This window comes from Streptomyces sp. HD (assembly GCF_028369295.1).
In the GTDB taxonomy this organism is placed as follows: domain Bacteria; phylum Actinomycetota; class Actinomycetes; order Streptomycetales; family Streptomycetaceae; genus Streptomyces.
In genome coordinates this window covers 67,496-89,668 of record NZ_JAQMYP010000004.1, presented here as the reverse complement: position 1 = coordinate 89,668, position 22,173 = coordinate 67,496, and the positions used below count along the sequence as shown (strand labels likewise).

General features: G+C 72.4%; 18 protein-coding genes. 2 read left to right on the top strand and 16 right to left on the bottom strand.

The features are described 5' to 3' along the window. Positions 1-18 precede the first annotated feature (18 nt). The gene (locus tag POF73_RS05270) at positions 19-2,259 is read left to right on the top strand and encodes an ATP-binding cassette domain-containing protein (protein WP_272113280.1); all 2,241 of its coding nucleotides are present in this window, start codon (positions 19-21) and stop codon (positions 2,257-2,259) included. On the opposite strand, the gene POF73_RS05265 is transcribed toward POF73_RS05270, so the two are convergent. The 12 genes from POF73_RS05265 to POF73_RS05210 form a co-directional block, all read right to left on the bottom strand. Next, a complete protein-coding gene (locus tag POF73_RS05265) occupies positions 2,189-2,794 on the bottom strand; it encodes a response regulator transcription factor (protein WP_272113279.1) in 606 nt (201 codons plus the stop codon). The two genes, POF73_RS05270 and POF73_RS05265, sit on opposite strands and share 71 nt — an antisense overlap. Positions 2,795-2,897: 103 nt before the next feature. After that, positions 2,898-4,082: a cytochrome P450 gene (locus POF73_RS05260; RefSeq protein WP_272113278.1), complete on the bottom strand. Its 1,185-nt coding sequence runs from the start codon at positions 4,080-4,082 to the stop codon at positions 2,898-2,900. After that, positions 4,079-5,476: an alkaline phosphatase family protein gene (locus tag POF73_RS05255; RefSeq protein ID WP_272113277.1), complete on the bottom strand. Its 1,398-nt coding sequence runs from the start codon at positions 5,474-5,476 to the stop codon at positions 4,079-4,081. The genes POF73_RS05260 and POF73_RS05255 overlap by 4 nt, the downstream gene beginning before the upstream one ends. After that, positions 5,473-6,630 (bottom strand): metabolite traffic protein EboE, encoded by a 1,158-nt coding sequence (gene eboE / locus POF73_RS05250; protein ID WP_272113275.1) that lies wholly within the window; start codon positions 6,628-6,630, stop codon positions 5,473-5,475. Before eboE ends, POF73_RS05255 begins: the two co-directional genes overlap by 4 nt. A gap of 7 nt (positions 6,631-6,637) precedes the next feature. After that, positions 6,638-7,492, bottom strand: coding sequence for a TatD family hydrolase (locus tag POF73_RS05245; RefSeq protein ID WP_272113273.1), 855 nt, complete (start codon positions 7,490-7,492; stop codon positions 6,638-6,640). A gap of 2 nt (positions 7,493-7,494) precedes the next feature. After that, positions 7,495-8,190, bottom strand: a complete 696-nt coding sequence (locus POF73_RS05240; protein WP_272113272.1) for an EboA domain-containing protein — start codon at positions 8,188-8,190, stop codon at positions 7,495-7,497. Positions 8,191-8,316: 126 nt separating this feature from the next. Beyond that, positions 8,317-9,243 (bottom strand): sugar phosphate isomerase/epimerase family protein, encoded by a 927-nt coding sequence (locus POF73_RS05235; RefSeq protein ID WP_272113271.1) that lies wholly within the window; start codon positions 9,241-9,243, stop codon positions 8,317-8,319. A 33-nt stretch (positions 9,244-9,276) separates the two neighbouring features. Next, entirely contained in the window at positions 9,277-10,332 is a 1,056-nt protein-coding gene (locus POF73_RS05230) for an SCO3242 family prenyltransferase (protein WP_272113270.1), read from the bottom strand. Between the two features lie 173 nt (positions 10,333-10,505). After that, the gene (locus POF73_RS05225; RefSeq protein ID WP_272113269.1) at positions 10,506-11,918 is read right to left on the bottom strand and encodes a phytoene desaturase family protein; all 1,413 of its coding nucleotides are present in this window, start codon (positions 11,916-11,918) and stop codon (positions 10,506-10,508) included. Between the two features lie 93 nt (positions 11,919-12,011). Continuing rightward, positions 12,012-12,869 (bottom strand): inositol monophosphatase family protein, encoded by an 858-nt coding sequence (locus tag POF73_RS05220; RefSeq protein WP_272113268.1) that lies wholly within the window; start codon positions 12,867-12,869, stop codon positions 12,012-12,014. A 140-nt stretch (positions 12,870-13,009) separates the two neighbouring features. Continuing rightward, complete coding sequence (locus POF73_RS05215) at positions 13,010-14,836, bottom strand: gamma-glutamyltransferase family protein (RefSeq protein WP_272113267.1); 1,827 nt, start codon at positions 14,834-14,836, stop codon at positions 13,010-13,012. 186 nt (positions 14,837-15,022) lie between these two features. Then, a complete protein-coding gene (locus POF73_RS05210) occupies positions 15,023-15,169 on the bottom strand; it encodes a hypothetical protein (RefSeq protein WP_272113266.1) in 147 nt (48 codons plus the stop codon). Positions 15,170-15,190: 21 nt separating this feature from the next. Here POF73_RS05210 and POF73_RS05205 point away from each other — a divergent pair, with 21 nt between their 5' ends. After that, a complete protein-coding gene (locus POF73_RS05205; protein ID WP_272113265.1) occupies positions 15,191-18,358 on the top strand; it encodes an ATP-binding protein in 3,168 nt (1,055 codons plus the stop codon). Here the strand turns inward: POF73_RS05205 and POF73_RS05200 are convergent. From POF73_RS05200 to POF73_RS05185, 4 genes are all read right to left on the bottom strand, one after another. Next, positions 18,336-19,091 carry an ABC transporter permease gene (locus POF73_RS05200; protein WP_272113479.1) on the bottom strand — a complete coding sequence of 252 codons (756 nt, stop codon included), beginning with the start codon at positions 19,089-19,091 and terminating at the stop codon, positions 18,336-18,338. The genes POF73_RS05205 and POF73_RS05200 overlap by 23 nt on opposite strands. Before the next feature lie 74 nt (positions 19,092-19,165). Next, entirely contained in the window at positions 19,166-20,143 is a 978-nt protein-coding gene (locus tag POF73_RS05195; protein WP_272113264.1) for an ATP-binding cassette domain-containing protein, read from the bottom strand. A gap of 112 nt (positions 20,144-20,255) precedes the next feature. After that, entirely contained in the window at positions 20,256-20,945 is a 690-nt protein-coding gene (locus tag POF73_RS05190) for a response regulator (RefSeq protein ID WP_272113263.1), read from the bottom strand. Further along, positions 20,942-22,045 carry a sensor histidine kinase gene (locus POF73_RS05185; protein ID WP_272113261.1) on the bottom strand — a complete coding sequence of 368 codons (1,104 nt, stop codon included), beginning with the start codon at positions 22,043-22,045 and terminating at the stop codon, positions 20,942-20,944. The genes POF73_RS05190 and POF73_RS05185 overlap by 4 nt, the downstream gene beginning before the upstream one ends. Positions 22,046-22,173 lie beyond the last annotated feature (128 nt).

The window sequence follows — 22,173 nt, the reverse complement described above, 5'->3', positions numbered from 1 at the left end:
CGGGAGTACGGGCGACTCGTGGCCTGGTCGCTCGTCCAGGCCGTACCGGCGTTTCTGTCCGGGTGGATCGTGGCCCGCGCCGTGGACGACGGTTTCCTCACCGGCCGGCCCGCCACCGGCTTCCTCTGGCTGGGCGTCCTGGCGCTCGCCTGTCTCGTCGGAGCCTGGGCCACCCGGCATGCCACCCTGGGGCTCGCCGCGCTCATCGAACCCTTCCGGGACGAGCTGGTCACCCTCGTGACCACGGGCACCCTGCGCCGGTCCGCCCGGCTGGGCGAGCCCGCCGACACCGCAGGGGTGGCCCGGCTCACCGAGCATGTCGAACGGGCCCGGGACGCCTACGGCGCGATCGTGCTGTTCGTGCAGGGATTCCTGGTCACCACGGTGGGTGTGTGCGTGGGTCTGGCCGGCCTCGATCCCGTGCTGCTCGTGCTCGTGCTGCCCCCGCTGCTGATCGGCCTCGCCCTGTTCGCCGCGGCGCTGCGGGCGATGGCCGCACGACAGCGGGAGGTCATCCTGGCGGACGAGCGCATCGCCGAGGCGGCCGGCGCCCTCACGGGCGGACTGCGGGACGTGGTCGCGTGCGGCGCCGAGGAACGCGTACGGGCACAGACCGGTGCCCGGGTGGACGCCGCGGCGCGGGCCGCCGTGTCGCTGGCCCGGCTCACCGCCGTACGGACCGCCGCCCTGGGCATCAGCGGCTGGGTACCTCTGCTGCTCATCCTGCTGGGCGCACCCTGGCTGGTACGCAACGGTGCGACGGCGGGCGCGATCCTCGGTGCGGTCACCTACGTGTCACAGGCGCTGCAACCGGCCCTCCAGGGGTTCGTCCAGGGGCTCGGCAGCAGCGGCCTGTGGCTGCTGGTCACCGTGGGCCGGATGGCCGAGATCGCAGCGGAGCCGCCCCGCCCCGAGCCCACCGAAACCGGAGCCACCGAACCGCGAGCCGCCGGCCCTGAGGCCGGGGCGGCGGGGGCCGGGGCCGCGACGGCCGGAGCCACCGACCCCAGAGCCGCACAGACCGGAATCGCCGAACCCAGAGCCGCTGAAGCTGGTGCCGCCAAGGCCCGTGCCACTGAGGCCCGTGCCACTGAGGCCCGTGCCACTGAGGCCGGTTCCACTGAGGCCCGTGCCACTGAAGCCGGTGCCGCCAAGGCCCGTGCCACTGAGGCCCGTGCCACTGAGGCCCGTGCCACTAAGGCCCGTGCCACTGAGGCCGGTTCCACTGAGGCCTGTGCCGCCAAGGCCCGTGCCACTGAAGCCGGTGCCACTGAAGCCCGTGCCACTGAAGCCGGTGCCGCCAAGGCCCGTGCCACTGAAGCCGGTGCCGCCAAGGCCGGGAGCGGTGCCGTGCCGACGCACGCTCCTGTGCCGCCCGGTGGCGGGCGTGTAGAGGTGCGTGGTCTCACCTTCGGTTACGCCGAGTCCGCGGAGCCGGTGGTCCAGGGCCTGGACCTCGTCGTGAGGCCCGGCGAGCACCTCGCTGTGGTGGGGCCGAGCGGTGCCGGGAAGTCCACGCTCGCCGCGCTGATCGCGGGAGTGCTGGAACCGCGGGCGGGGCGGGTGCGCCTCGACGGGGTGCCGGTCCTCGAACTGGCCGGCGACGACCTGGCCCGGCACCGGGTGCTCATCCCGCAGGAGGCGTACGTGTTCTCCGGGACGCTGGAGGAGAACCTCACCTACCTGGTGCCCGGCGCCGCCAGGGCGGACGTGGAGGCCACGGTCCGCGCCGTGGGCGCGGCCGAGCTGGTGCAGCGGCTGGGCGGCTACGACGCACCGCTGGACCCGGGGGACCTCTCGGCCGGGGAGCGCCAGCTCGTGGCCCTGGCCCGCGCCCTGCTCCCGGCACCGCGACTTACCCTGCTGGACGAGGCCACCTGCCATCTCGACCCGGTCGCCGAGGCGGTCGCCGAGCGGGCCTTCGCCCGTCGCCCGGGCACCCTGATCGTGGTGGCCCATCGCATCAGTTCGGCGCTGCGGGCCGACCGGATCCTGGTCATGGACGGCACGCGGATCGTCCTCGGCACCCACGAGGAGCTGATCGCCGGCTGTGCGCTCTACCGCGACCTGGTCGGCCACTGGGGCGCGCCGGACCCGCCCTTGGCACCCGTCGGGCCGAGGAGCCGTACGAGGCGGGTACGGGAGGCGGTCCGCGTCCTCCTGCGGCTCGCCGTTCACCTCCACACGGTCACACCCAGCCCGACTCCCGGGCGATCCGGATGGCGTCGATCCGATTGCGTCCGCCGGTCTTCCTGGTGATCGCCGACAGGTGGTTGCGGACCGTGGCCACGGACAGGGACAACCGCTCGGCGATCTCGCGGGTGGGCGTACCGTCGGCGGTCAGCCGCAGGATCTCCACGTCCCGCGGAGTCAGCGGGTTCTCCCCCGCGTCCAGCGCGACCAGTGCGAACTCGGGGTCGATGAACCGCTGCCCCCTGACCAGCTTGCGGACACCGTGGACCAAGCGGTCCGCCGGGGCGTTCGTGCTGATGACACCGGGCGCGTGCAGGTCGAGGATGCGACGCAGCCGGTCGGGTGTCGTCGACGCCATCAGCAGCAGCATCCGGCAGTCCGGCAGCCGCGCCCCCAGCTCGCCCTGCGCGGCGAACTCCTCCCCCTCCTTGGAGTCGACGTCGATGACGACCACGTCGGGGCGGCACGACTGTGCCCTCGCGAGCACCTCACCATTGCCCTCGGCCTCGGCGACGACTTCGATGTCCTCTTCGCGAGACAGCAGAGCGACGAACGCTCCCCGCACGAGGCGGGCTTTCTCGACGAGAAGGACGCGGATCAATGTCGCTCCACCCTTCGCACGCCCCCTGGGCCAATTATCCCTCTCCTGCCGGGAATTTCAGTTCGGCCCAGGGGGCGGGCCACCGCGGATCACGGAAGGTTCATCACCAGGCCACGGGCAGTGAGCGCACCCCGTGCACCGTGCTCGTGGACAGGGCCAGCGACTCCGGCGGGGCCGTCATCCGCAGCGTCGGGAGCCTGCGGAACAGGGCGGACAGGCCCAGGCGGAACTCGGTACGGGCCAGCGACTGGCCCAGACACTGGTGCAGGCCGTGGCCGAAGGCGAGGTGACCGGCCGCGTCGCGGCGTACGTCGAGGGCGTCCGGGTCGGCATACGCGGACGGGTCACGGTTGGCGGACTGCAACGCCACCACCACGCCCTCCCCGGCCCGGATACGCACCCCCGACAGCTCGACGTCCTCCGTGGCGACCCGCCGTATCCCGGAGTGGACGACGGTCAGATGGCGCAGGAGTTCCTCCACCGCCGCGGGCCACAGGGAGTCGTCGGCGCGCAGTGCGTCGAGTTGGTCCGGGTTGTGCAGCAGGGCGATCACGGCGAGCGGGAACATGTTCGCCGTCGTCTCGTGGCCCGCCAGCAGAAGCAGCGAGACCATGCCCGTAGCCTCGTCGAGGGTGGCCTCGCCGGTCGCCACGCGTTCCGTGGCCAGCCGGGAGATCAGGTCGTCGGCGGGTTCCTGTGCGCGCCGCTCGATGAGGGCGCGCAGATAGCCGTAGAGCGCCATGCGGGCGGACATGGCCTCCGCCGGGTCGCCGGCGACGCTGGTGAGGGCGTTGGACTTCTCCCGGAAGAAGCCGTGGTCCTCGTAGGGGACGCCGAGCAACTCGCAGATGGCCAGGGTGGGCAGCGGCAGCGCGTACGCCGCGACGAGGTCCGCCTCCGTCGCGCCGCCGTCCGTCATCGCGTCCAGCAGGTCGTCGCAGATCCGCTGGACGGCGCCCTCCATCTGCTCGATGCGCCGGAAGGTGAAGTCGGGGATCAGCATGCGGCGCAGCCGGGTGTGGTCCGGCGGGTCCATCTGGTGGAAGAGGCCGGGCGCCTGCGGGGGCGCGCCGGGGCGGGTGTGCGGGAAGTTCGGGTGGTTGGCGTCCGCGCTGAAGCGGGGGTCCGCGAGGACCGTGCGGGCGTCCTCGTGGCCGGTGACCAGCCAGGGGCTGTTGTCGCCCCAGATCGTCACCCGGCGGATCGGCTCCTCGGCCTGCCACTTGGCGTACTCGGGTGCCGGGTCGAGCAGGGGGCGGATGGTGGGGAGGGGCGGGTGGGTCGTCATTTCTCCGTGCCTTCCGGTGCTTCGGTGTGCAGGCCCGCGAGGTCCAGCAGCAGCGACTTGACCTCGGTGGCGGCGTACGCGTCCCTCGCCCGGTCCGGCTCCGAGCACAGCAGTACGGGGCCGTGGTCGGGGTCGGCGGGCAGGCGGCCGTGGCTGCCGCGGACACCGGACGGGTTCAGCGGGACCGTCTTGAGGCGGTAGCGGAAGCCGAGCTTCTTGCGGGCGACCTGGCCGACGGCGCGCAGCTTCACCGCCGGGACCGTCTCGTCGTAGAGCAGCTCGGCGGGGTCGTAGCCGGGCTTGCGGTGGATCTCCACCTGGCGGGCGAAGTCGGGGGCGCGGTCGTCGTCCAGCCAGTAGTAGTACGTGAACCAGGCGTCCGGGTCGGCGAGTGCGACGAGTTCGCCGGAGCGTTCGTGGTCCAGGCCGTGCGCCGCCTTGCCCTCCGCGTCCAACACCCGTTCCACGCCGTCGAGTTCACCGAGGAGCTTCGCGACGGCCTCGGTGTCGGCCGGGTCTCGGACGTACACGTGGGCGACCTGGTGGTCGGCGACCGCGAAGGCGCGCGACGTCCACGGGTCGAGGTACTCCATGCCGTCCTGCGTGTACACCTCCAGCAGCCCGGCCCGGCGCAGGGGGCGGTTGATGTCGACGGGGCGGGAGACCGGAGCGATGCCGTACTCGCTGAGCGCCACGACGGTCGCGCCCTCGCGCTGGAAGTGGTCGAGCAACGGGCGCAGTGCTTCGTCCAGTTGGCGGGCCGCCCGGATGGTTTCTTCCGAGTCCGGGCCGGAGCGCTGGGGCTCGTAGTCCATCTGCGGGATGTAGACGAGGGTGAGGTCGGGGCGCTTCTCGTCGAAGATCTGGCGGGCGGCGGCCAGGATCCACTGGGTGGAGGGCATGCCCGCGTTGGGGCCCCAGTAGGTGAAGAGGGGGAACGGGCCGAGCCGGTCGACGAGTTCGTCGTGCAGGGCGGGCGGCCAGGTGTAGCAGTCGGGTTCCTTGCGGCCGTCGGAGTAGTAGACGGGGCGCGGCGTGACCGTCCAGTCGACGTCGGCGCCCATCGCGTACCACCAGCAGACGTTGGCGACCTTGTAGTCGGGGTCGGTCTTCCGGGCCGTCTCCCAGATCTTCTCGCCGCCGACGAGCGCGTTGTGCTGGCGCCACAGCATGACTTCACCGAGGTCGCGGAAGTACCAGCCGTTGGCGACGGCGCCGTGCGTGGACGGCGGCTCACCGGTGAGGAGGGTGGACTGGACGGTGCAGGTGACGGCGGGGAGCACGGTGTCGAGCCGGGCCTGGAAGCCGCGCTCGCCGAGGGCGGCCACGGCGGGCATGTGCTTGAGGAGATTCGGGGTCAGGCCGACGATGTCGAGTACGACCACGCGGTTCATGAGGGGTCCTCCTTGAGGCCGAGGCCGGTCAACCGGTCACGGGCCCAGGCGAGTTCGGCGGCGATGCCGCCGGGCAGGTCGGCGGGCGGTTCGGGGAGGACGGACCAGGTGTAGGTCTCGACCTCGATGTGTGCGCAGTCGGCCGAGGCCCCGCCGAGCAGCCCGGTGAGGACCTGGTCCAGTTGTCCGGCGGTGGTGCGCAACGGGGGCTCGGGCTGTGTGTGCAGCGGGGCGTGGAAGTGGACGCGCCAGGGGCCGCCGTCGGCGGGAAGCTCGCCGTCGAGTGCGTCCGGGAGGTCGTCGGCCCCCAGGACACCGCCGTCGGTCACCGTTCGGGTCTGGTGCAGGAACCGGGGTTCGGCGAGCCGGTGCAGAGCCGCCCGGGCGGCGGGGTCGGCCGGGTCGGCGGCCTCCACGGCACAGGACGCCTGGAGCTTGACCACGGGCAACCCGGCCTCCGCGAGCCGCCGCAGTGCCTCGGCCGGTTCCTCGAACTGCACGGCGAGATGGCAGGCGTCGAGGCAGATCCCGAGCCGGTCGGGATCCAGTCCGCCCAGTTCACGTACCGCCTGGGTGGTGGTCTCCACGACGCACCCGGGTTCCGGCTCGAAGCCGACCCGGATACGGCGGCCCGTCCACGCTTCGAGGGCGGCGAGCCCCGCGGTCAGCCGGTCCAGGGCACGTCGGGCCTCCTCGGCGCAGGAACGCTGCCACGGGGTACGCCAGGCGAGCGGCAGGGTGGAGACGCTGCCGTGGCCGACGTCGTCCGGGAGGAGGGCGGCGAGGACCCGGGCACAGTCCAGGGTGTACTTCAGCCGTGCCTCGTCGGCCCAGTCGGGCAGGTACACGTCCTTCTTGACGACCTCGCGGTGAAATCCGGCGTACGGAAAGGCGTTGAGGGTGACGGTCTCCAGGCCGCGCGCCCGCAGCTCGGCCCTGAGGCGCTCCAACGCGGCCTCGTCGTCGGCGAGTTCGCTGACCACGGGGCGCGCCAGCCACAGCCCGATGCCGAGCCGGTCGACGCCGAGGCGCGCACGCACGGGCTCGGCGTAGTCGGCGAGCTGGGCGATCACGCCCTGGAGGTCCTCCGCCTGATGGACGTTGCTGCAGTAGCCGAGGTGGACGGTGGTGCCGTCGGGGTGCTGAAACCGCATGGCATGCTCACGCTCCCCCGCGACGTATGGAGTTCCCCTGGAAGGTGGCCGCCTCGTCGGGCTTGGGCTCCTCCAGCTCAAGGCGTCCGCTCTGCCCGTAGAAGGCGACGGGATTGCGCCACAGCACGCGGTCGACGTCGTCGTCGTCGAACCCGGCGGCGAGCATGGCGTCGGCGGTCTTCCGTGTCTTCAGCGGATCGGAACGCCCCCAGTCGGCTGCGGAGTTGACCAGTACCCGCTCGGTCCCGTGCTCGCGGAGGATCTCGACCATCCGGTCCTCGCTCATCTTGGTCTTGGGGTAGATCGAGAACCCGGCCCAGCAGCCGCTGTCGAGGACCATGCCGACGGTGAGCTCGTTCAGGTGGTCGAGGACGACGAGTTCGGGCGCGATGCCCGACTCCCGTACGACATCGAGGGTGCGCCGGGTGCCGGTCGCCTTGTCGCGGTGCGGGGTGTGCACCAGGGCGGGCAGCTCGTGCTCGATCGCGAGCTGGAGCTGACGGGCGAGCGCCTCGTCCTCCTCCGGGGTCATCGAGTCGTAGCCGATCTCCCCGACGGCGACGACGCGGTCCTTGGCGAGATAGCGGTCCAGTTCGTCGAGGACCGGGAGGCAGCGCGGGTCGTTCGCCTCCTTCGGGTTGAGCGCGATCGTGCAGAAGTGCTGGATGCCGAACTGGGCGGCCCGGTGCGGCTCCCAGCCCAGCAGCCCGTCGAAGTAGTCGTAGAAGCTCTCGGGCGAGGTCCGGGGCTGCCCCAGCCAGAAGGCGGGCTCGACGACGGCACGCACCCCGGCCGCGTACATCGCCTCGTAGTCGTCGGTCGTTCGGGAGGTCATGTGGATGTGGGGGTCGAAGATGCGCACGGTCAGTCCTCTTCCTTGAGTACGTCCGCGACTACGTCCATGAGTGCGGGCTTGAGTTCGGCACCGACGACGTCCGGGAAGGCACGGACGACGGGCCGGATGTCCTGGGGTACGGCCCGTCCCGCGACGATCCGCTCATGGGCGAAGTCGGCGAGCATACGGGCCAGTTCGCGGTCGGCCCGGATGTCGAGGCCGGCGACGCGGTCGAGCGGGATCTCGCAGAAGACGCACTTCAGTACGGCCTGGCGGTACTCGGCGTCCGGGAGGTGAGTGGCGGCGTACGTGCCGAGGGCCGCCTCGATCAGGGTGGTGTCGTTGCCGCGCAGGGTCTCCCTGACGAGCGGCAGGGCGAGGTCGCCCAGGTCGAGCAGCGGCAGGGTGCGCAGGACCGCACGCTGTTCGGCCGGGTCGCCGTGCCGGTGCAGACGGCCGACCTCGGCGGCGAGGGCCTCACCGCTGAGGGGCAGTGCGGTGAGCAGGACGGCGCGGGCGGCCTCGTCCACCGTCCAGTACTCGGTGAGAGGGCCGTGTCCGCAGCGCCTCCGGGCGGCGGGGAAGAGACGTCGTACGGCAGCGGGTTCGGCGGCGATCTCGGCGGCACTCTCGTCCAGCCAGGTGCGGGCCGTTGTGTCCAGTACGGCGGCCAGGGCGGGGCGGGGGTCTGCCGGAGCCGGTTGAGACGCGGTCATCACAGCCATGGGGGAGCAACTTCCGGGGAGGTGGGAGGGGTTGGGCGAGAAGGAGGAGGGGGGAGGAGGGGGGAGGAGGGGGAGGGTGGGGCGGTGCAAAGACAGCCGTGCGTAGGTGAAGGGCTGCGGAGGGTTTTATACGGCGGCCGCGGGGCTCTGGTTCTCTGCGGCCTTGGACGTCCCTGCGGCCTCGGGAGTCTCTGCGGCAGTAGCGGTCTGCACGGCCGCCGCCCGCAGGAACTCGATCGAGCGGCGGGCGACGTCGGGCGCGTCGAGTGAGCCGCCCTGGATCTCGACGGAGACCAGGCCGCGGTGCCCCAGCTCGCGCAGGGCGGCCAGCACGGGCGGGAAGTCGATCTCACCGGCGCCGAATTCGAGATGCTGGTGGACGCCGCGCCGCATGTCCTCGATCTGCACGTTGCGCAGGATCGGCGCCGCAAGACGCACGCAGTCGAGTACGGGACGCTCCTCCACGCAGTGCGCGTGACCGATGTCCAGGGTGATCCCGAACAGCTCATGCCCGCCGACCAGTCGAGCCAGCTCCAGACAGCGCTCGACGGTGTCGACGAACATGTACGGCTCCGGCTCGAAGGCGAGCGCCACCCCGTACTTCTCGGCAGCCTCCAGCACGGTCCCGACACCGGCCGCGAGCCGCTTCCAGGCCTCCGCCTCCGGCAGTTCGCCCGGCGCCGGACCACTGCACAGATGGACGGTGGGCGAGCCGAGGTCGGCGGCGATACGCAGGGCGCGGCGCAGCAGGTCGATCCTGAGCTCGGAGCCGTCCGACATCAGCGTCGGCAGGTGCTTGCCCCAGGGGTCGAGGAAGTAGGGCGCGCCGGTCTCCACCGTGACGTCCAGACCGTGCCGCCCGAGCTGCCGGGTGAGGGCGCTGACGCGCCGGGGCAGGTCGTCGGCGTACGGGTCGAGGTGATTGTGGTCGAGGGTGAGCGCGACGCCGTCGTAGCCGAGGTCGGCGAGGACGGTCAGGACGTCGGACAGCCGATGGTGGGTGAAACCGTTGGTGCCGTAGCCGAACTTGAGGGGGGTGGGGGGAGGTCTCATGGTGCCGGTTCCTCACACGGAGGTGGGTAGGTCTCAGGTGGGCGATATGCGCCGGGCCAGCCGTCGCGCGAGGGGGTGGACGACACCGAGCGCCGCGGCGACGCCAGGCGCCCCGCCCCGCGCGGTCAGCGCCGCCTGAAGGGGCATCAGCCCAAGGATCCCGGCCCCGACGGCCCGCCGCAGGTTCTCCCCCGAGGGCTCCTGAACGGCGCGGACCTGGGCTGTGCCGTAGGTACCGAGGTAGGCAAGGGCACCGACGACAGCCCCGAGCTTCTTGGCAGAGACGGCGCCGGCAACCCCCTTGAGGGGCGCGGGGCTGTGTTCATCTGCGGCTCCGCCGCGGGGCGCGACAAGCCACGACGGCGCAGCAGACGACAAACGATCTTTCGCGGCACTTCCTACGTCGCCCCGCGCAACCGGAACAGCCGTGGCAGCCGCCGTCGCCGCCGACACAGCAAGCGTCGCAACGGGAACCCGCACCGCCGCACCGGAGATCTCATGCCGACTGAGCGCCATCAACGTCCCGGTATGCGCCCCCACCAACGCGGCAGGCACAGTAACCCGACGAAGTGCGCCACCAACCGACCCCGCACCGGGCGCAGCCACAACCGCTCCGGCCACGACATCCAGAACCCGCGCCCCCGCCATCGCGGCAGCCCCGGCCGGCGTGGACTTGAGCTTCAGGTCGTACGCCCAGACCAGCCCGGCCAACGGCAGCGCGACGGACACACTACGGCGCCCACCCGCCACCGCGGCGAGGCCGAGCCCCGCAGCGGTCAGCCCCCCGGCCACGGCAAGCGCGGTGCGGCGCGGAACGCGCCCCGAGGGAACCGGCCGTTCGGGCCGCTCGACGGCGTCGACCGCCGCGTCGGCGTAGTCGTTGAGGGCCATGCCGGCCCAGTAGAGGCAGACGGAGGAACCGATCACTCCGAGGGTACGGGCGCCCAGCGGGCGCCCGGCGGCGGCCGCTCCCGCGATCACGTCACCGGGGACACTCAGCGCGGCCGGCGCCCTGACGAGCTGGGCGAGGTCGGTGAGGCGCACGGCAGACCGGGATCCGAGGCGAGCAACCGCTTTCCGATCTTTCATGCCCGCACCATACTTCGCGGCAGTTGAGCATTCAGGTACCTACCCCCGATAGGACAAGTGACAAAGTAGACACGGTCCTCTTCTTACCGTGAGGCCCGAACTGACGGTAAACGTGGGTCGTTTGAGCAGCCGCACATGACCGGCCACGCATGACCAGTCCCACCTGAGCGGCCTCACCGCTGCTGCCGCAGCCGCCGCCACACCGCCTTGGCCGCGTTGTGCCCCGACATGCCGTGCACGCCCGGTCCGGGCGGGGTCGCCGACGAGCAGATGAAGACCGCCGGGTGCGGGGTGGAGTACGGGAAGAGCGACAGCTTGGGGCGCAGCAGGAGTTGGAGCCCGGAGGCCGCGCCGGAGGCGATGTCGCCGCCGACGTAGTTGGCGTTGCGGGCGGCGAGTTCGGCCGGTCCGGCCGTGGCGCGGGCGAGGACGCGGTCGCGGAACCCGGGGGCGAAGCGCTCCAGTTGGCGTTCGAGGACGTCCGTGAGGTCGCCGGTCCAGCCGTTGGGCACATGGCCGTAGGCCCAGAAGACGTGCTTGCCCTCGGGCGCCCGGCCCGGGTCGACGACACTGGGCTGCACAGTGATCATGAACGGCTTGTCGGGCGCACGGCCCTCCCGTGACGCGGCACGCAGCGCGGCGCCGATCTCCGCGCTGTTCCCGCCGATCTGCACGGTGCCGGCCCGCCGGGCCTCCGCAGCGGTCCACGGCACCGGGCCGTCCAGCGCATAGTCGATCTTGAACGCGGCGGCGCCGTAGCGATAGCCCTCGTAGTACCGGCCGAACCCGGCGATGCGGGCCAGGGCGGTGGGTGAGGTGTCGAAGATGTACGCGCGCGCGGGCGGCAGGTCGTCGAGCCGCTTGACCTCGTAGTCGGTGTGGACGGCGCCGCCGAGGTCCTTCAGATACGCGGTGAGGGCGTCGGAGATGGACTGGGAGCCGCCGCGGGCCAGGGGCCAGCCGCGGGCGTGGGCGGCGAGGGCGAAGACCAGGCCGATGGCGCCGGTGGCGAAGCCGCCGAGCGGGGCCATGACGTGGGCGACGAGCCCGGAGAACAGGGTCTTGGCAGGCTCGTCGTGGAAGCGGCGCGTCAGCCAGGTCGACGGGGGCAGCCCGGCGAGGCCGAAGCGGGCGAGGGTGACCGGGTCGCGCGGGAGCGCGGTCAGGGGCAGCGACATGAAGTCACGGGCCAGCGTGTCCCACTTCGGCAGGAACGGCTCGACCAGCCTGCGGTACGTCCCGGCGTCGCGCGGGCCGAAGGAGGCGGCGGTCTCGGCGACGGACCGGGACAGTACGGCGGCGCTGCCGTCGGTGAAGGGGTGTGCCATGGGCAGCTCGGCGTGCAGCCACTCCAGGCCGTAGCGGTCGAGTGGCATGGCGCGGAACGCGGGCGAGTTGATGCCGAGGGGGTGCGCGGCGGAGCACGGGTCGTGCCGGAAGCCGGGGAGGGTGAGCTCCTCGGTGCGGGCTCCGCCGCCGACGGTGTCACGCGCCTCGAACACGGCCACGGAGAAGCCGCGGCGGGCCAGCTCCACGGCAGCGGTCAGTCCGTTCGGCCCCGCACCCACCACGACCGCATCGAGCATCGACGGCACCTTCGGACTCCTTCGTCAGCCGATGGCCTTGAAGGATCAGGATATGCCCGGGCACTGACAGAGGAGCGGTGCGGCCTGCGTCGCCTACTGCCGCAGCAGTCCCGCCACCCGGCGAGCCGTGGCCGCGTCCCGCGCCGCCGTGAACGGCAGTGCGTTGCGCCCGGTGATACGGAACGGCTCCCCCGTGTGGGTCAGGTGCGCGCCGCCGGCCTCCTCGACCAGGAGGATGCCCGCCGCGTGATCCCACGCGGCCTCCCAGGAGAACGCCGTCGCATCCAACTCGCCCCGGGCGACGGCCAGATACTCCAGGCCCGCCGAGCCGCACGCGCGCGGTGCGACGCCGTCGGTCCACAGTGGGCGCAGCGCGCGCTTCTCGTCGTCGGTCGTGTAGTCCGGGTGGGACGTGGCGACTTCGAGGTCCCGGCCGGGTTCCGGCGCACCCGAGAGCAGGCGTTCGCCGTCGAGGAAGGCGCCCTGGCCCCGGACCGCCGTGGCCAGTTGGTCGCGGGCGGCGGCGTAGGTCCAGGAGGCGAGCAGTACGCCGTGCTGTGCGAGGGCGACCAGGGTGCAGAAGCCGTCGTCGCCGTGCACGAACTGGCGGGTGCCGTCGACGGGGTCGACGATCCAGACCGGGGCGTCGCCCCGTATCGCGTCATAGGTCGCCGGGTTGGCGTGGACCGCTTCCTCGCCGACCACGACCGAGCCGGGCAGGAGGGCGCCGAGCGCCTCGGTGAGGTGCTGCTCGGCGAGCCGGTCGGCGTCGGTCACCAGGTCGTGCGGTCCGCTCTTCTGGTCGACCTCGTGCAGGCCGAGCTGCCGGAAGCGCGGCATGATCTCGGCCGCGGCCGCCTTGCGGACGGCTTCCTCCACGTCGGCCGAGTGCTGTGCGAGAAACGAGTGCAGTGCGAGAAACTCGTCGTTGGTTTCGTTGTATCCGATCACGTGTCAATGAGAACACGCCCCACTGACAATCCCTGCCCGCCGAGTGGCCGCCGGATGGCGTCAGCGTGAACATGAGGGGCGCGAACCAGCAGGTCAGGGCCTTGCCGTCGGCATCCGCCCGCGGTCCTCGGCCTTCTGCCTCAGCGCCCGACCGCGTACCCCTGCATCCCCCGCGGGTTCGCCGCCGCCGACAGGACCCCGGTCTCCGGGTCCCGAGCGACCGCGCACAGGCGCCCCTCCGACCAGTCGTCACCGACGGTCACGTCATGACCACGCCGCCGCAGCTCCTCCACCACCTCCGCATCCGTCCGGGACTCGACGGTCACGCTCCCCGGCCGCATCCCGCGCGGGTAGAAGGAGCCCGGGAAGCTGTCGTTGTGCCAGTTCGGGGCGTCGATCGCGCCCTGGAGGTCGAGGCCGCCGCGGACCCGGTCGCGCAGCGCCACGGCCAGGAAGAAGTGCAGCTGCCACTGGTCCTGCTGGTCCCCGCCGGGCGTGCCGAAGGCCATCACGGGCACGCCGCCACGCAGGGCGATGGAGGGCGTGAGGGTGGTGCGGGGGCGGCGGCCGGGCGTCAGGGAGTTCGGCAGGCCCTCCTCCAGCCAGGTCATCTGCAGCCGGGTGCCGAGCGGGAAGCCCAGCTCCGGAACGACCGGGTTGGACTGGAGCCAGCCGCCGCTGGGCGTGGCCGCGACCATGTTGCCCCAGCGGTCGACGACGTCGAGATGGCAGGTGTCGCCGCGGGTGGTGCCGTCGGCGCAGACGTCCGGCTCGCCCGGCACCGGCGATGCCGGGCGCTTGGCGACCGTCGGTTCCCCGGCGCCCAGCACGTCGTGGCCGGGCTCACCGACGGCCGTCACGCGCGCGTGCGCGCACATGCGTGGGGCACGGCCGCCCGGGCTGCCGGGCCGCAGTTCGTGGGAGGCCTTCGCGCCGATCAGCTCCCGCCGAGCCGCGTTGTACTCGTCCGAGAGCAGGTCGGCCAGCGGCACCTCGGCCGCGTCGCCGTACCAGGCCTCCCGGTCGGCCATGGCCAGCTTGCAGCCCTCGATCAGCAGATGGACGTACTCGGCGGACCCGTACCGGGGCAGTTCGGGCGGGAGCAGCGCCAGCTGCTGGAGCAGGACGGGGCCCTGGCTCCAGGGGCCGGCCTTGCACAGGGTCCAGCCGTTCCAGTCGTACGTCGCCGGCTCCTCGTAGGTCGCGGACCAGCCGGCGAGGTCGGCGGCCGTGAGCGTGCCGGAGTGCCGCTCGCCGCTGGTGTCCATGGTGGGGCGCCGGGCCTGCCGTACGAGTGCCTCGGCGATGAATCCCGTACGCCACACCTCCCGTGCCGCCTCGATCTGCGCGACCCGGTCCCCGGCCCCGGCCACCTCGTCGAGCAGTCGCTTCCAGGTGGCGGCGAGGGCGGGATTGCGCAGCAGCTCGCCGGGCCGGGGTGCCCTGCCGCCCGGCAGATACACCTCCGCCGACGAGGGCCACTCCGTCTCGAACAGCTTCCGCACGGTCTCCACGGTCTCGCCGACGCGCTCCACGGGCGCGTGCCCGTGTTCGGCGTACTCGATGGCGTACCGCAACACCTCGGCGGGCGTACGAGTGCCGTGGTCCCGCAGCAGCAGCATCCAGGCGTCGAAGGCGCCGGGCACGGCGGCGGCGAGCGGGCCGGTGCCGGGGACGAGGTCCAGGCCGAGTGCCCGGTAGTGCGCGACCGTCGCCCCGGCCGGCGCGACGCCCTGCCCGCACAGCACCCGCACCTCACCGCCGGCGGGCGCGAGCAGGATCGGCACCTCCCCGGCGGGCCCGTTGAGGTGCGGCTCGACGACATGCAGCACGAAGGCACCCGCCACGGCGGCGTCGTAGGCGTTGCCGCCGCCCTCCAGCACGGCCATCGCCGACTGCGAGGCCAGCCAGTGGGTGGAGGACACCATTCCGAAGGTGCCCTGGAGGGTGGGGCGGGTGGTGAACATGGGGACTCTCACCTCGCTGTCTGTGGAGTTGCGGCCGGAGCTCTCCTCCGTCCACTCCCCCGGCAGGCTATCGATCGCCCTGCGTCCCTTCCTCTCCGCCTCAGGTCTTCCCCACCTCAGGCACGAAGTGGGCGTGGTGACGAGTTCACCCGGGTCACGCCCTCGAATCCGGTGGGACGAACCAGGTCAGTGGCTGTACCCGGCGGCCGCCTCGCCGAGGATCCGATGCCGTACGAAGCAAGACACTCGGGGCATCGCCCGGGTGGAGCGGTCGGCGGCAACCGCGAACGTGCGCGGCATCGCGGTGGGCAGCACGGTAACCGTGGTCGGCACCCTGCTGGCTAGTCTTCGGGTGTGACCACCGAGTTGACCTTGCTGTCCCGAGTCGCCTGTCGTGGGCGGGAGATCACCGCGCCGCGGCTGCGCGGGTTGTTGGCGTTGCTCGCCGAGGAACTGCGCACCGGCTGCAGCACTGCTCGGCTGGTGGAGGGCCTGTGGCGGGAGGAGTTGCCGGAGCGGCCGGCCAAGGCGGTGCAGATCCTGGTGTCGCGGCTCAGGACACAACTGGGTGCCGATCTGATCGTGAGCACGCCGACGGGCTACCGCATCGCGCTCGACGAGGCCCAGGTCGACAGCTCCGCGCTGCTGCTGCACGAGACGGCGAGCGCCGAACGCGCGAGGGCGGGGGATCACGAGGGCGCCTTGACGCAGGCCGAGGCGGGCCTGGCCCTGTGGGACGGAAGCGCGGGTGCCGGCACGGGAGAGGACCTGCATGATCCGGTGATCGCGCTGCGCGTCGACCGTGTCCGGGCGTTCCGTTCGCTGGTCCGGTCGCGGGCGCTCGCGCTCGCCCGGCTGGGGCGGCGCGAGGAGGCCGTGGCGCCGCTGGCCGAGCTGGCCCGCGAACTGCCGCACGACGAGGAAGTGCTGGCGCAGCTGCTGCGCTGCGAGGCCGCGGCCGCGGGCCGGGCTGCCGCGCTGACCCGGTACGACGCCTATCGTCGTCGGCTGCGCGATGAGCTGGGTACCGATCCGGGCTCCGAACTCCGGTCCGTGTACCAGGAGTTGCTGCACGCGGATGCCGCGCCGGTCCGTCACGGCGTGCCCCACGAGCCGAACCAGCTGCTGGGCCGGGACGCCGACATCGCTGCCGTGGCGGAGCTGCTGCGCAAGGTCCGGGTGGTCGGCGTCATCGGTCCTGGCGGGCTGGGCAAGACCCGCCTCGCCCATGCGGTGAGCCGCGCGGCCGAGCAGCCGGTGGTCCACTTCGTCACCCTGGCCGGCGTCCTCGCCGACGACGACGTGGCCGACGAGGTGGCCTCGGCCGTCGGCGCCGGGGAAGGGCGGCAGTTCGCCGGCGCCGCGGACGCGGTGTCCCGCGTCGTCACCGCGCTGGGTCCGGGGCCCGTACTGCTGGTGCTGGACAACTGCGAGCACGTGATCCGCGGCGCCGCCGATCTCGTACAGGCGCTGGTGTCGCGGTCGAAGGGGCTGCGGGTCCTGGCCACCAGCCGGGCTCCGCTGGGACTGAGCTCGGAGTCCGTGTACGCGCTGCCGGAGCTGTCCCTGGCGACCTCGGCCGAACTCTTCGTGCAGCGCGCACGGGCTGCCCGGCCCGGCGTGGAACTGCCCGCCGACCAGGTGGCCGAGATCTGTCGCCACCTGGACGGGCTGCCGCTGGCCGTCGAACTCGCCGCGGCCCGGGTGCGGGTGCTGTCCGTGGCCGACATCTCCCGCCGGCTCCAGAACCGCTTCACCCTGCTGCGCGGCGGTGCCCGCGATACTCCCGAGCGGCATCGCACCCTGCGGGCCGTGGTCGAGTGGAGCTGGAATCTGCTGGAGCCCGACGGCAGGACGGCGATGCGGGCCCTGTCGGTGTTCCCCGGCGGCTTCACCGAGGACGCGGCGCAGTACGTACTCGGCGAGGCAGGGGACGCGCTGGGCCTGCTGGAGCAGTTGGCAGACCAGTCCCTGATCAAGGTGGACGACAGCCCTTCCGGGGTGCGCTTCCGCATGCTGGAGACGCTGCGGGAGTTCAGCGCCGGCCGGCGGGCGGAGGCGGGCGAGGAGGAGGTGGTCACCGACCGGTTCCTGTCCTGGGCCCGGGATTTCGGCCGAGCCCACCACGATGTGCTGTTCGGCGGCGACGCGACGCCCTCCTGGAACCGCATCCGGGCCGAGCAGGACAACCTCGTCCTGGCACTGCGCCACGCGCTGGCCCGTGCCGAGGGCCCCACCACCGCCGCCGTCACCGCCGTGCTGTCGTCGTTGTGGGCCACCGGCAGCGACTACGCCCGCCTCTCCGCCCTCGCCACCGAGACCGGCGGGCCGCTGTCCCATTTCCTTCCCGGCCCCGAGAACCCCGAGGACGTGGAGCCGGCCCGCAGTGCGGCGACCGTGTGCGCCGCAAGCCTCTTCATGGGCCTCGGCCCGCACGCCGTACGCCAGCTGGTCACGCTGCGCCGGCTGCCGCCCGCCCCGCCGGACACCCTGATGCGGGCGATGGCCGTCGTGCTGTGTGCCGTCCCGGACATCCGGCCGCCGCAGTACGCGCGGCTGCAGGAACTCTGCGACGCCGACGAGCCCATGCTGGCGGGCATGGCGGCCGGGGTCGCCAGCTACGTATGGGAATCCGAGCACCAGACGGAGCGCGCGCTGGAGTGCGCCCGGCAGATGCTCGACTCGCTGACGCCGCTCGCCAATCCGGCCATGCAACTGCTCGCGCACGGACGGATCAGCGAGTTGTGCCTGCAGTCCGAGCGGGGCGCGGAGGCTTACCACCACCTGCGGGCCGCGCTGGACGACCTCGGCGGGTTCGCCGGCTGGCTGGACTCGGGCGGCGTCCGCTGGGGACTGCTCCTTGCCTGCCTGCAGCGCGGGGAGATCGAGGAAGCGGAGTACTGGCTGGGGCTCGCCGCGTCGGACCCGCAGCCCGAGGACACCCAGACCTTCAACTCCGATCTGCCGGCCCGGGCGGAGATCGCGCTGGCCCGGGGGCTGACGGAGGTCGGACTCGGGCTGTGGCGCCAGGCTGTGGAGCGGATGCGGGAGGGCAGTCTCCGCCATGCCGGTGATCCGTTCGTGGATACGTGGCTGCTCCGGATGGAGTCGGCCGCGGTCGCCGCGCACGCCCAGCACGGTCGGCTGGAGCCGGTGGCCGAGCTGGCCGAGCGGCTGCGGGAACGGCTGCTGGAGATGCTGTCGTCCGGCTCCTCCGGTTCCTCGGGCTCCTCCGGTGACGGGGCTCCGGTGGAACTGCCGGTGTACGGAACGGTCCTGCTCGCCCTCGGATTCGCCGGGCTCGCCCGGGGCGATACGTCGGCCGTCCGGCTGATGGCGCTGGCGGAACGGATGCCGGTGGTGCGGGAGTTCCCCACCTTCTCGTCGGCCCGGTCCCGGCAGGCGGCCGAGAAGGCCGACAGGGCGGCGTACGCCGACGCGGGGACGAGGTACGCCGCCCTGGGGCGGGAGGAGCTGCGGGCAGCGGCCCTGCGGGAGCTCACCGACGGGACTCGCGGTTGAACTGGACCTTGGACCACCAGTAGCCCAGCAGGGTCAGTCCCAGGCACCAGGCGACGGTGAGGACGGCGTTCTTGGTGCCGATCTCGCTGCCCATCAACAGCCCCCGCAGGGTCTCGATGGCGGGCGAGAAGGGCTGGTACTCGGCGAACCAGCGGAACCAGCCCGGCATGGCGTCCACCGGCACGAACGCGCTGCCCAGGAGCGGAAGGATCATCAGGGGCTGGGCGGCGTTGCTGGCCCCCTCGGCGTTGGGGGACGCCAGGCCCATGCCGACCGCGAGCCAGATCAGCGCCGTGCTGAACAGCGCCAGCAGGCCCACCGCCGCGAGCCACTCCAGCGGCGAGGCGTCGGGCCGGAAGCCGATGGCCAGGCCGACGCCCAGCACCACGGCCAGCGCCATCAGCGACTGGATCACGCTGCCGGCCACATGGCCGATCAGCACGGAGGTGCGGGAGATCGCCATGGTGCGGAACCGGGCCATGATGCCTTCGGTCATGTCCATGGCCACGGACACCGCTGTGCCGATCGCGATCCCGCCGATGGTCATGAAGAGGATGCCGGGGACCACGTAGGCGATGTAGTCGGCGCGGTCCGCGGTGCCGCCGTTCATGCCGGCGCTCATCACGTCGCCGAAGACGTACACGAAGAGCAGCAGCAGGATCACCGGGGTGAGGAGCAGGTTGAGGGTGAGGGAGGGGTAGCGGCGGGCGTGCAGGAGGTTGCGCCGCAGCATGGTGAGGTTGTCGCGGAAGGGGTGGGTCCGCCGGGATGCGGGCGCCGGGCTCGAAGTCCTGCTGATCGTCGCGCTCATCGGACGGTCTCCTTGGGGGTGGTCTGCGGGGACGGGGCGGGTACGGGGTTGCCGGTCAGGGCGAAGAACACGTCGTCCAGGTCGGGGGTGTGCACGGACAGCTCGTCGGCCTCGATGCCCGCGGCGTCGAGCCAGTCGAGGATGGCGCGCAGCTCGCGCTGGCTGCCGCCGCTCGGGATCTGCAGGGACAGCGACTCGTCGTCCCTCGTCGTCTCGCGCAGTGCGGTCGCCGCCTGTTCGTACACCGCCGGGTCGGAGAAACGCAGTCGCACATGGCCGCCGGGAACGAGCCGCTTGAGCTCCTCGGCACTGCCCTCGGCAACGAGCTTGCCGTCGTTGAGCACCGCGATGCGGTCGGCGAGTTCGTCGGCCTCCTCCAGGTACTGGGTGGTGAGGAAGACGGTGACGCCGCCCGTGACCAGCTCGCGGATGATCTGCCACATGTTGTGCCGGGAGCGCGGGTCCAGGCCCGTGGTCGGCTCATCGAGGAAGATGATGCGCGGGCTGCCGACCAGCGTCATGGCGATGTCCAGGCGGCGCTTCATGCCGCCGGAGTAGGTGGAGGCGGGCTTCTTCGCGGCCTCCACCAGGTCGAAGCGCTCCAGCAGCTCGGCGGTGACCTGCCGTCCCTCCCGCTTGGAGAGATGGTGCAGGTCCGCCATCAGCCACATGTTCTCCTCACCGGTGATCAGGCCGTCGACGGCGGAGAACTGACCCGTGACACCGATGGCGGCCCGTACCGCGTGGGCCTCGGCGCCGAGGTCGTGCCCGGCGATCCGGGCCTGTCCGCCGTCCGCGGAGATCAGGGTGGACAGGATGTTGACCGCCGTGGTCTTGCCGGCGCCGTTCGGCCCGAGCAGGGAGAAGATCGTGCCGGCGGGCACGCGGATGTCGATGCCGTCGAGGACGGTCTTGTCCCCGTAGGACTTGCGCAGCCCGGTGGCTGCGATCGCAAGTTCGTGGTTCGTCGTCATGCCGGAGAGCTTGCGGCCGCGGCGGTTCAGAACGGCCTCAACTCGGTTTCAGCCTGCCCCTGGGCAACGAGCCTGCCGCCGTTGAGCACCGCCATGCGGTCGGCGAAGGCCTTCAGGGTGCCGACACGTCCGGGCTGCGCGGAGCCACCAGACCCGACTCATAGGCGAACACGACGAGTTGGGCCCGGTCCCGCGCCCCCAGCTTCGTCATCGCCCTGCTGATGTGCGTCTTCGCCGTGAAGGGACTGATCACCATGTGCTCGGCGATCTCCTCGTTCGTCAGCCCCCGCGCCGCCAGCGCCGTCACCTCGCGTTCACGGCGGGTCAGGCACTCCAGGCCGGGTGCGGTGGCCCGGTCCGGCGGCCTGGACACGAACTCGCCGATCAGGGTGCGGGTCACCGACGGGGACAGCAGCGCCTCCCCGCGTGCCACCACCTCGATCGCCTGGAGCAGGTCGGCCGGTTCGGTGTCCTTGAGAAGGAACCCGCTCGCTCCGGCGCGCAGTGCCTCGAAGACGTACTCGTCGTGGCCGTAGTTCGTCAGGATCACCACACGGACCGCCGCCAGCGCCGGGTCCGCGGCGATTCTGCGCGTCGCCTCGATGCCCGTCATCACCGGCATCTGTACGTCGACCAGCGCGATGTCGGGGACCTGGGCGCAGATCAGCTCCAGGCCCCGCTCACCGTCCGCCGCCTCGCCGACCACCTCGATGCCGTCCTCGGCGTCCAGCAGGGCCCGGAAACCCGCCCGCATCAGCGCCTGGTCGTCGACGAGGGCCACCCTTATCACGTCGTCCGTCATCCCGTCTCCCCCAGCGGCAGCCGCGCCCGCACCGCGAAGCCACCCTCCGCGCGCGGGGCGGCGTCCAGGGTGCCGCCGAGGGCCGTGACGCGTTCGCGCATGCCGGTCAGACCGATGCCGGGGGCGGGCGGGCTGGACGGGTCGGCGGCGCCGTCGTCCTCGATATGGATCATCAAGTCACCCTCACCATAGGCGAGTTGAACACCCACCTTCGCCGGTCCCGCGTGCCGTGCCGCGTTCGTCAGGGCCTCCTGGACGATGCGGTACATCGCCCGGTCGACCGTCGCCGCGAGCGGCCGCTCCTCCCCCGTCACCGTCAGCTCGACCGCGAGCCCGGCAGCCCGCGCCCGCTCCACGAGCAGGGCGGGGGTGCCGGTCGGCTCGTCCGTGCGCAGCACCTCCAGCGTGGCGCGCAGCTCGCGCATCGCCTCGCCGCTCGCCTCCTGGATGGCGAGCAGCGCGGGCGGTATCTCCTCGCCCCGTTTGCGGGCCAGGTGCACGGCGACGCCCGCCTGGAGCTTGACGATCGAGATGCTGTGGGTGAGCGAGTCGTGCAACTCACGGGCTATGCGCAGGCGTTCCTCGCCCGCTCTGCGCAACGCCGCCTCCTCCCGGGTGCGTTCGGCCTCCAGCGCCCGCTGTTCGGTCTGGCGCAGATACGCCTGCCAGTTGCTGTCGGCCAGCCCTGTCACCACGGCGCACAGGAACCAGCCGGCGAGGAGCAGTGCCTCGCGTGCCACCTCCGCGCTCGCCGAGCCGGCCGCCACGTATCCGCCGAGGAAGACGGCGGCGGCAGCGGCGGCCGTGCCCCGGTACCCGGTCCGTCCCGCCGTGTGCACCGCGCCCGCGACGGGCAGGGCCATGATGGCCGCGGGTCCCGCGTGGACGACCTCGGCGAGCAGGCAGCCGGTGGTGGTCGCGAGCACCACGCGCGGGGCGCTGCGGTGTGCGGCGAGGGCCAGTGAACCGACCGCGATCAGCGCCAGGTCGAGGAGTCCGGCACGGTCGTCCGCCACGGCGGCGAACAGGGTGATGGCGCCGACCACGACCGCGACGGCCGCGTCGGCGAACCGCTCGCGTGTGATTCGAAGCCCGCCCATGCACGCACACTAGACCGCGGCACCGACAGCGACGTCAGCCCTGTGGACGGCTCCCGGACTACTCCCTGTGTAGTAGTGACCACCGCCGCCCCGCCCGGCCGTCGCAGCGCCGACTCCCTTCGCCGGTA

Coding starts and splice junctions, on each gene's coding strand:
- POF73_RS05260 (WP_272113278.1), bottom strand. CDS start 4,082: ATGACGACCCACCCGCCCCTCCCCACCATCCGCCCCCTGCTCGACCCG.
- POF73_RS05255 (WP_272113277.1), bottom strand. CDS start 5,476: ATGAACCGCGTGGTCGTACTCGACATCGTCGGCCTGACCCCGAATCTC.
- eboE (WP_272113275.1), bottom strand. CDS start 6,630: ATGCGGTTTCAGCACCCCGACGGCACCACCGTCCACCTCGGCTACTGC.
- POF73_RS05240 (WP_272113272.1), bottom strand. CDS start 8,190: ATGGCTGTGATGACCGCGTCTCAACCGGCTCCGGCAGACCCCCGCCCC.
- POF73_RS05235 (WP_272113271.1), bottom strand. CDS start 9,243: ATGAGACCTCCCCCCACCCCCCTCAAGTTCGGCTACGGCACCAACGGT.
- POF73_RS05230 (WP_272113270.1), bottom strand. CDS start 10,332: ATGAAAGATCGGAAAGCGGTTGCTCGCCTCGGATCCCGGTCTGCCGTG.
- POF73_RS05225 (WP_272113269.1), bottom strand. CDS start 11,918: ATGCTCGATGCGGTCGTGGTGGGTGCGGGGCCGAACGGACTGACCGCT.
- POF73_RS05215 (WP_272113267.1), bottom strand. CDS start 14,836: ATGTTCACCACCCGCCCCACCCTCCAGGGCACCTTCGGAATGGTGTCC.
- POF73_RS05200 (WP_272113479.1), bottom strand. CDS start 19,091: ATGCTGCGGCGCAACCTCCTGCACGCCCGCCGCTACCCCTCCCTCACC.
- POF73_RS05195 (WP_272113264.1), bottom strand. CDS start 20,143: ATGACGACGAACCACGAACTTGCGATCGCAGCCACCGGGCTGCGCAAG.
- POF73_RS05190 (WP_272113263.1), bottom strand. CDS start 20,945: ATGACGGACGACGTGATAAGGGTGGCCCTCGTCGACGACCAGGCGCTG.
- POF73_RS05185 (WP_272113261.1), bottom strand. CDS start 22,045: ATGGGCGGGCTTCGAATCACACGCGAGCGGTTCGCCGACGCGGCCGTC.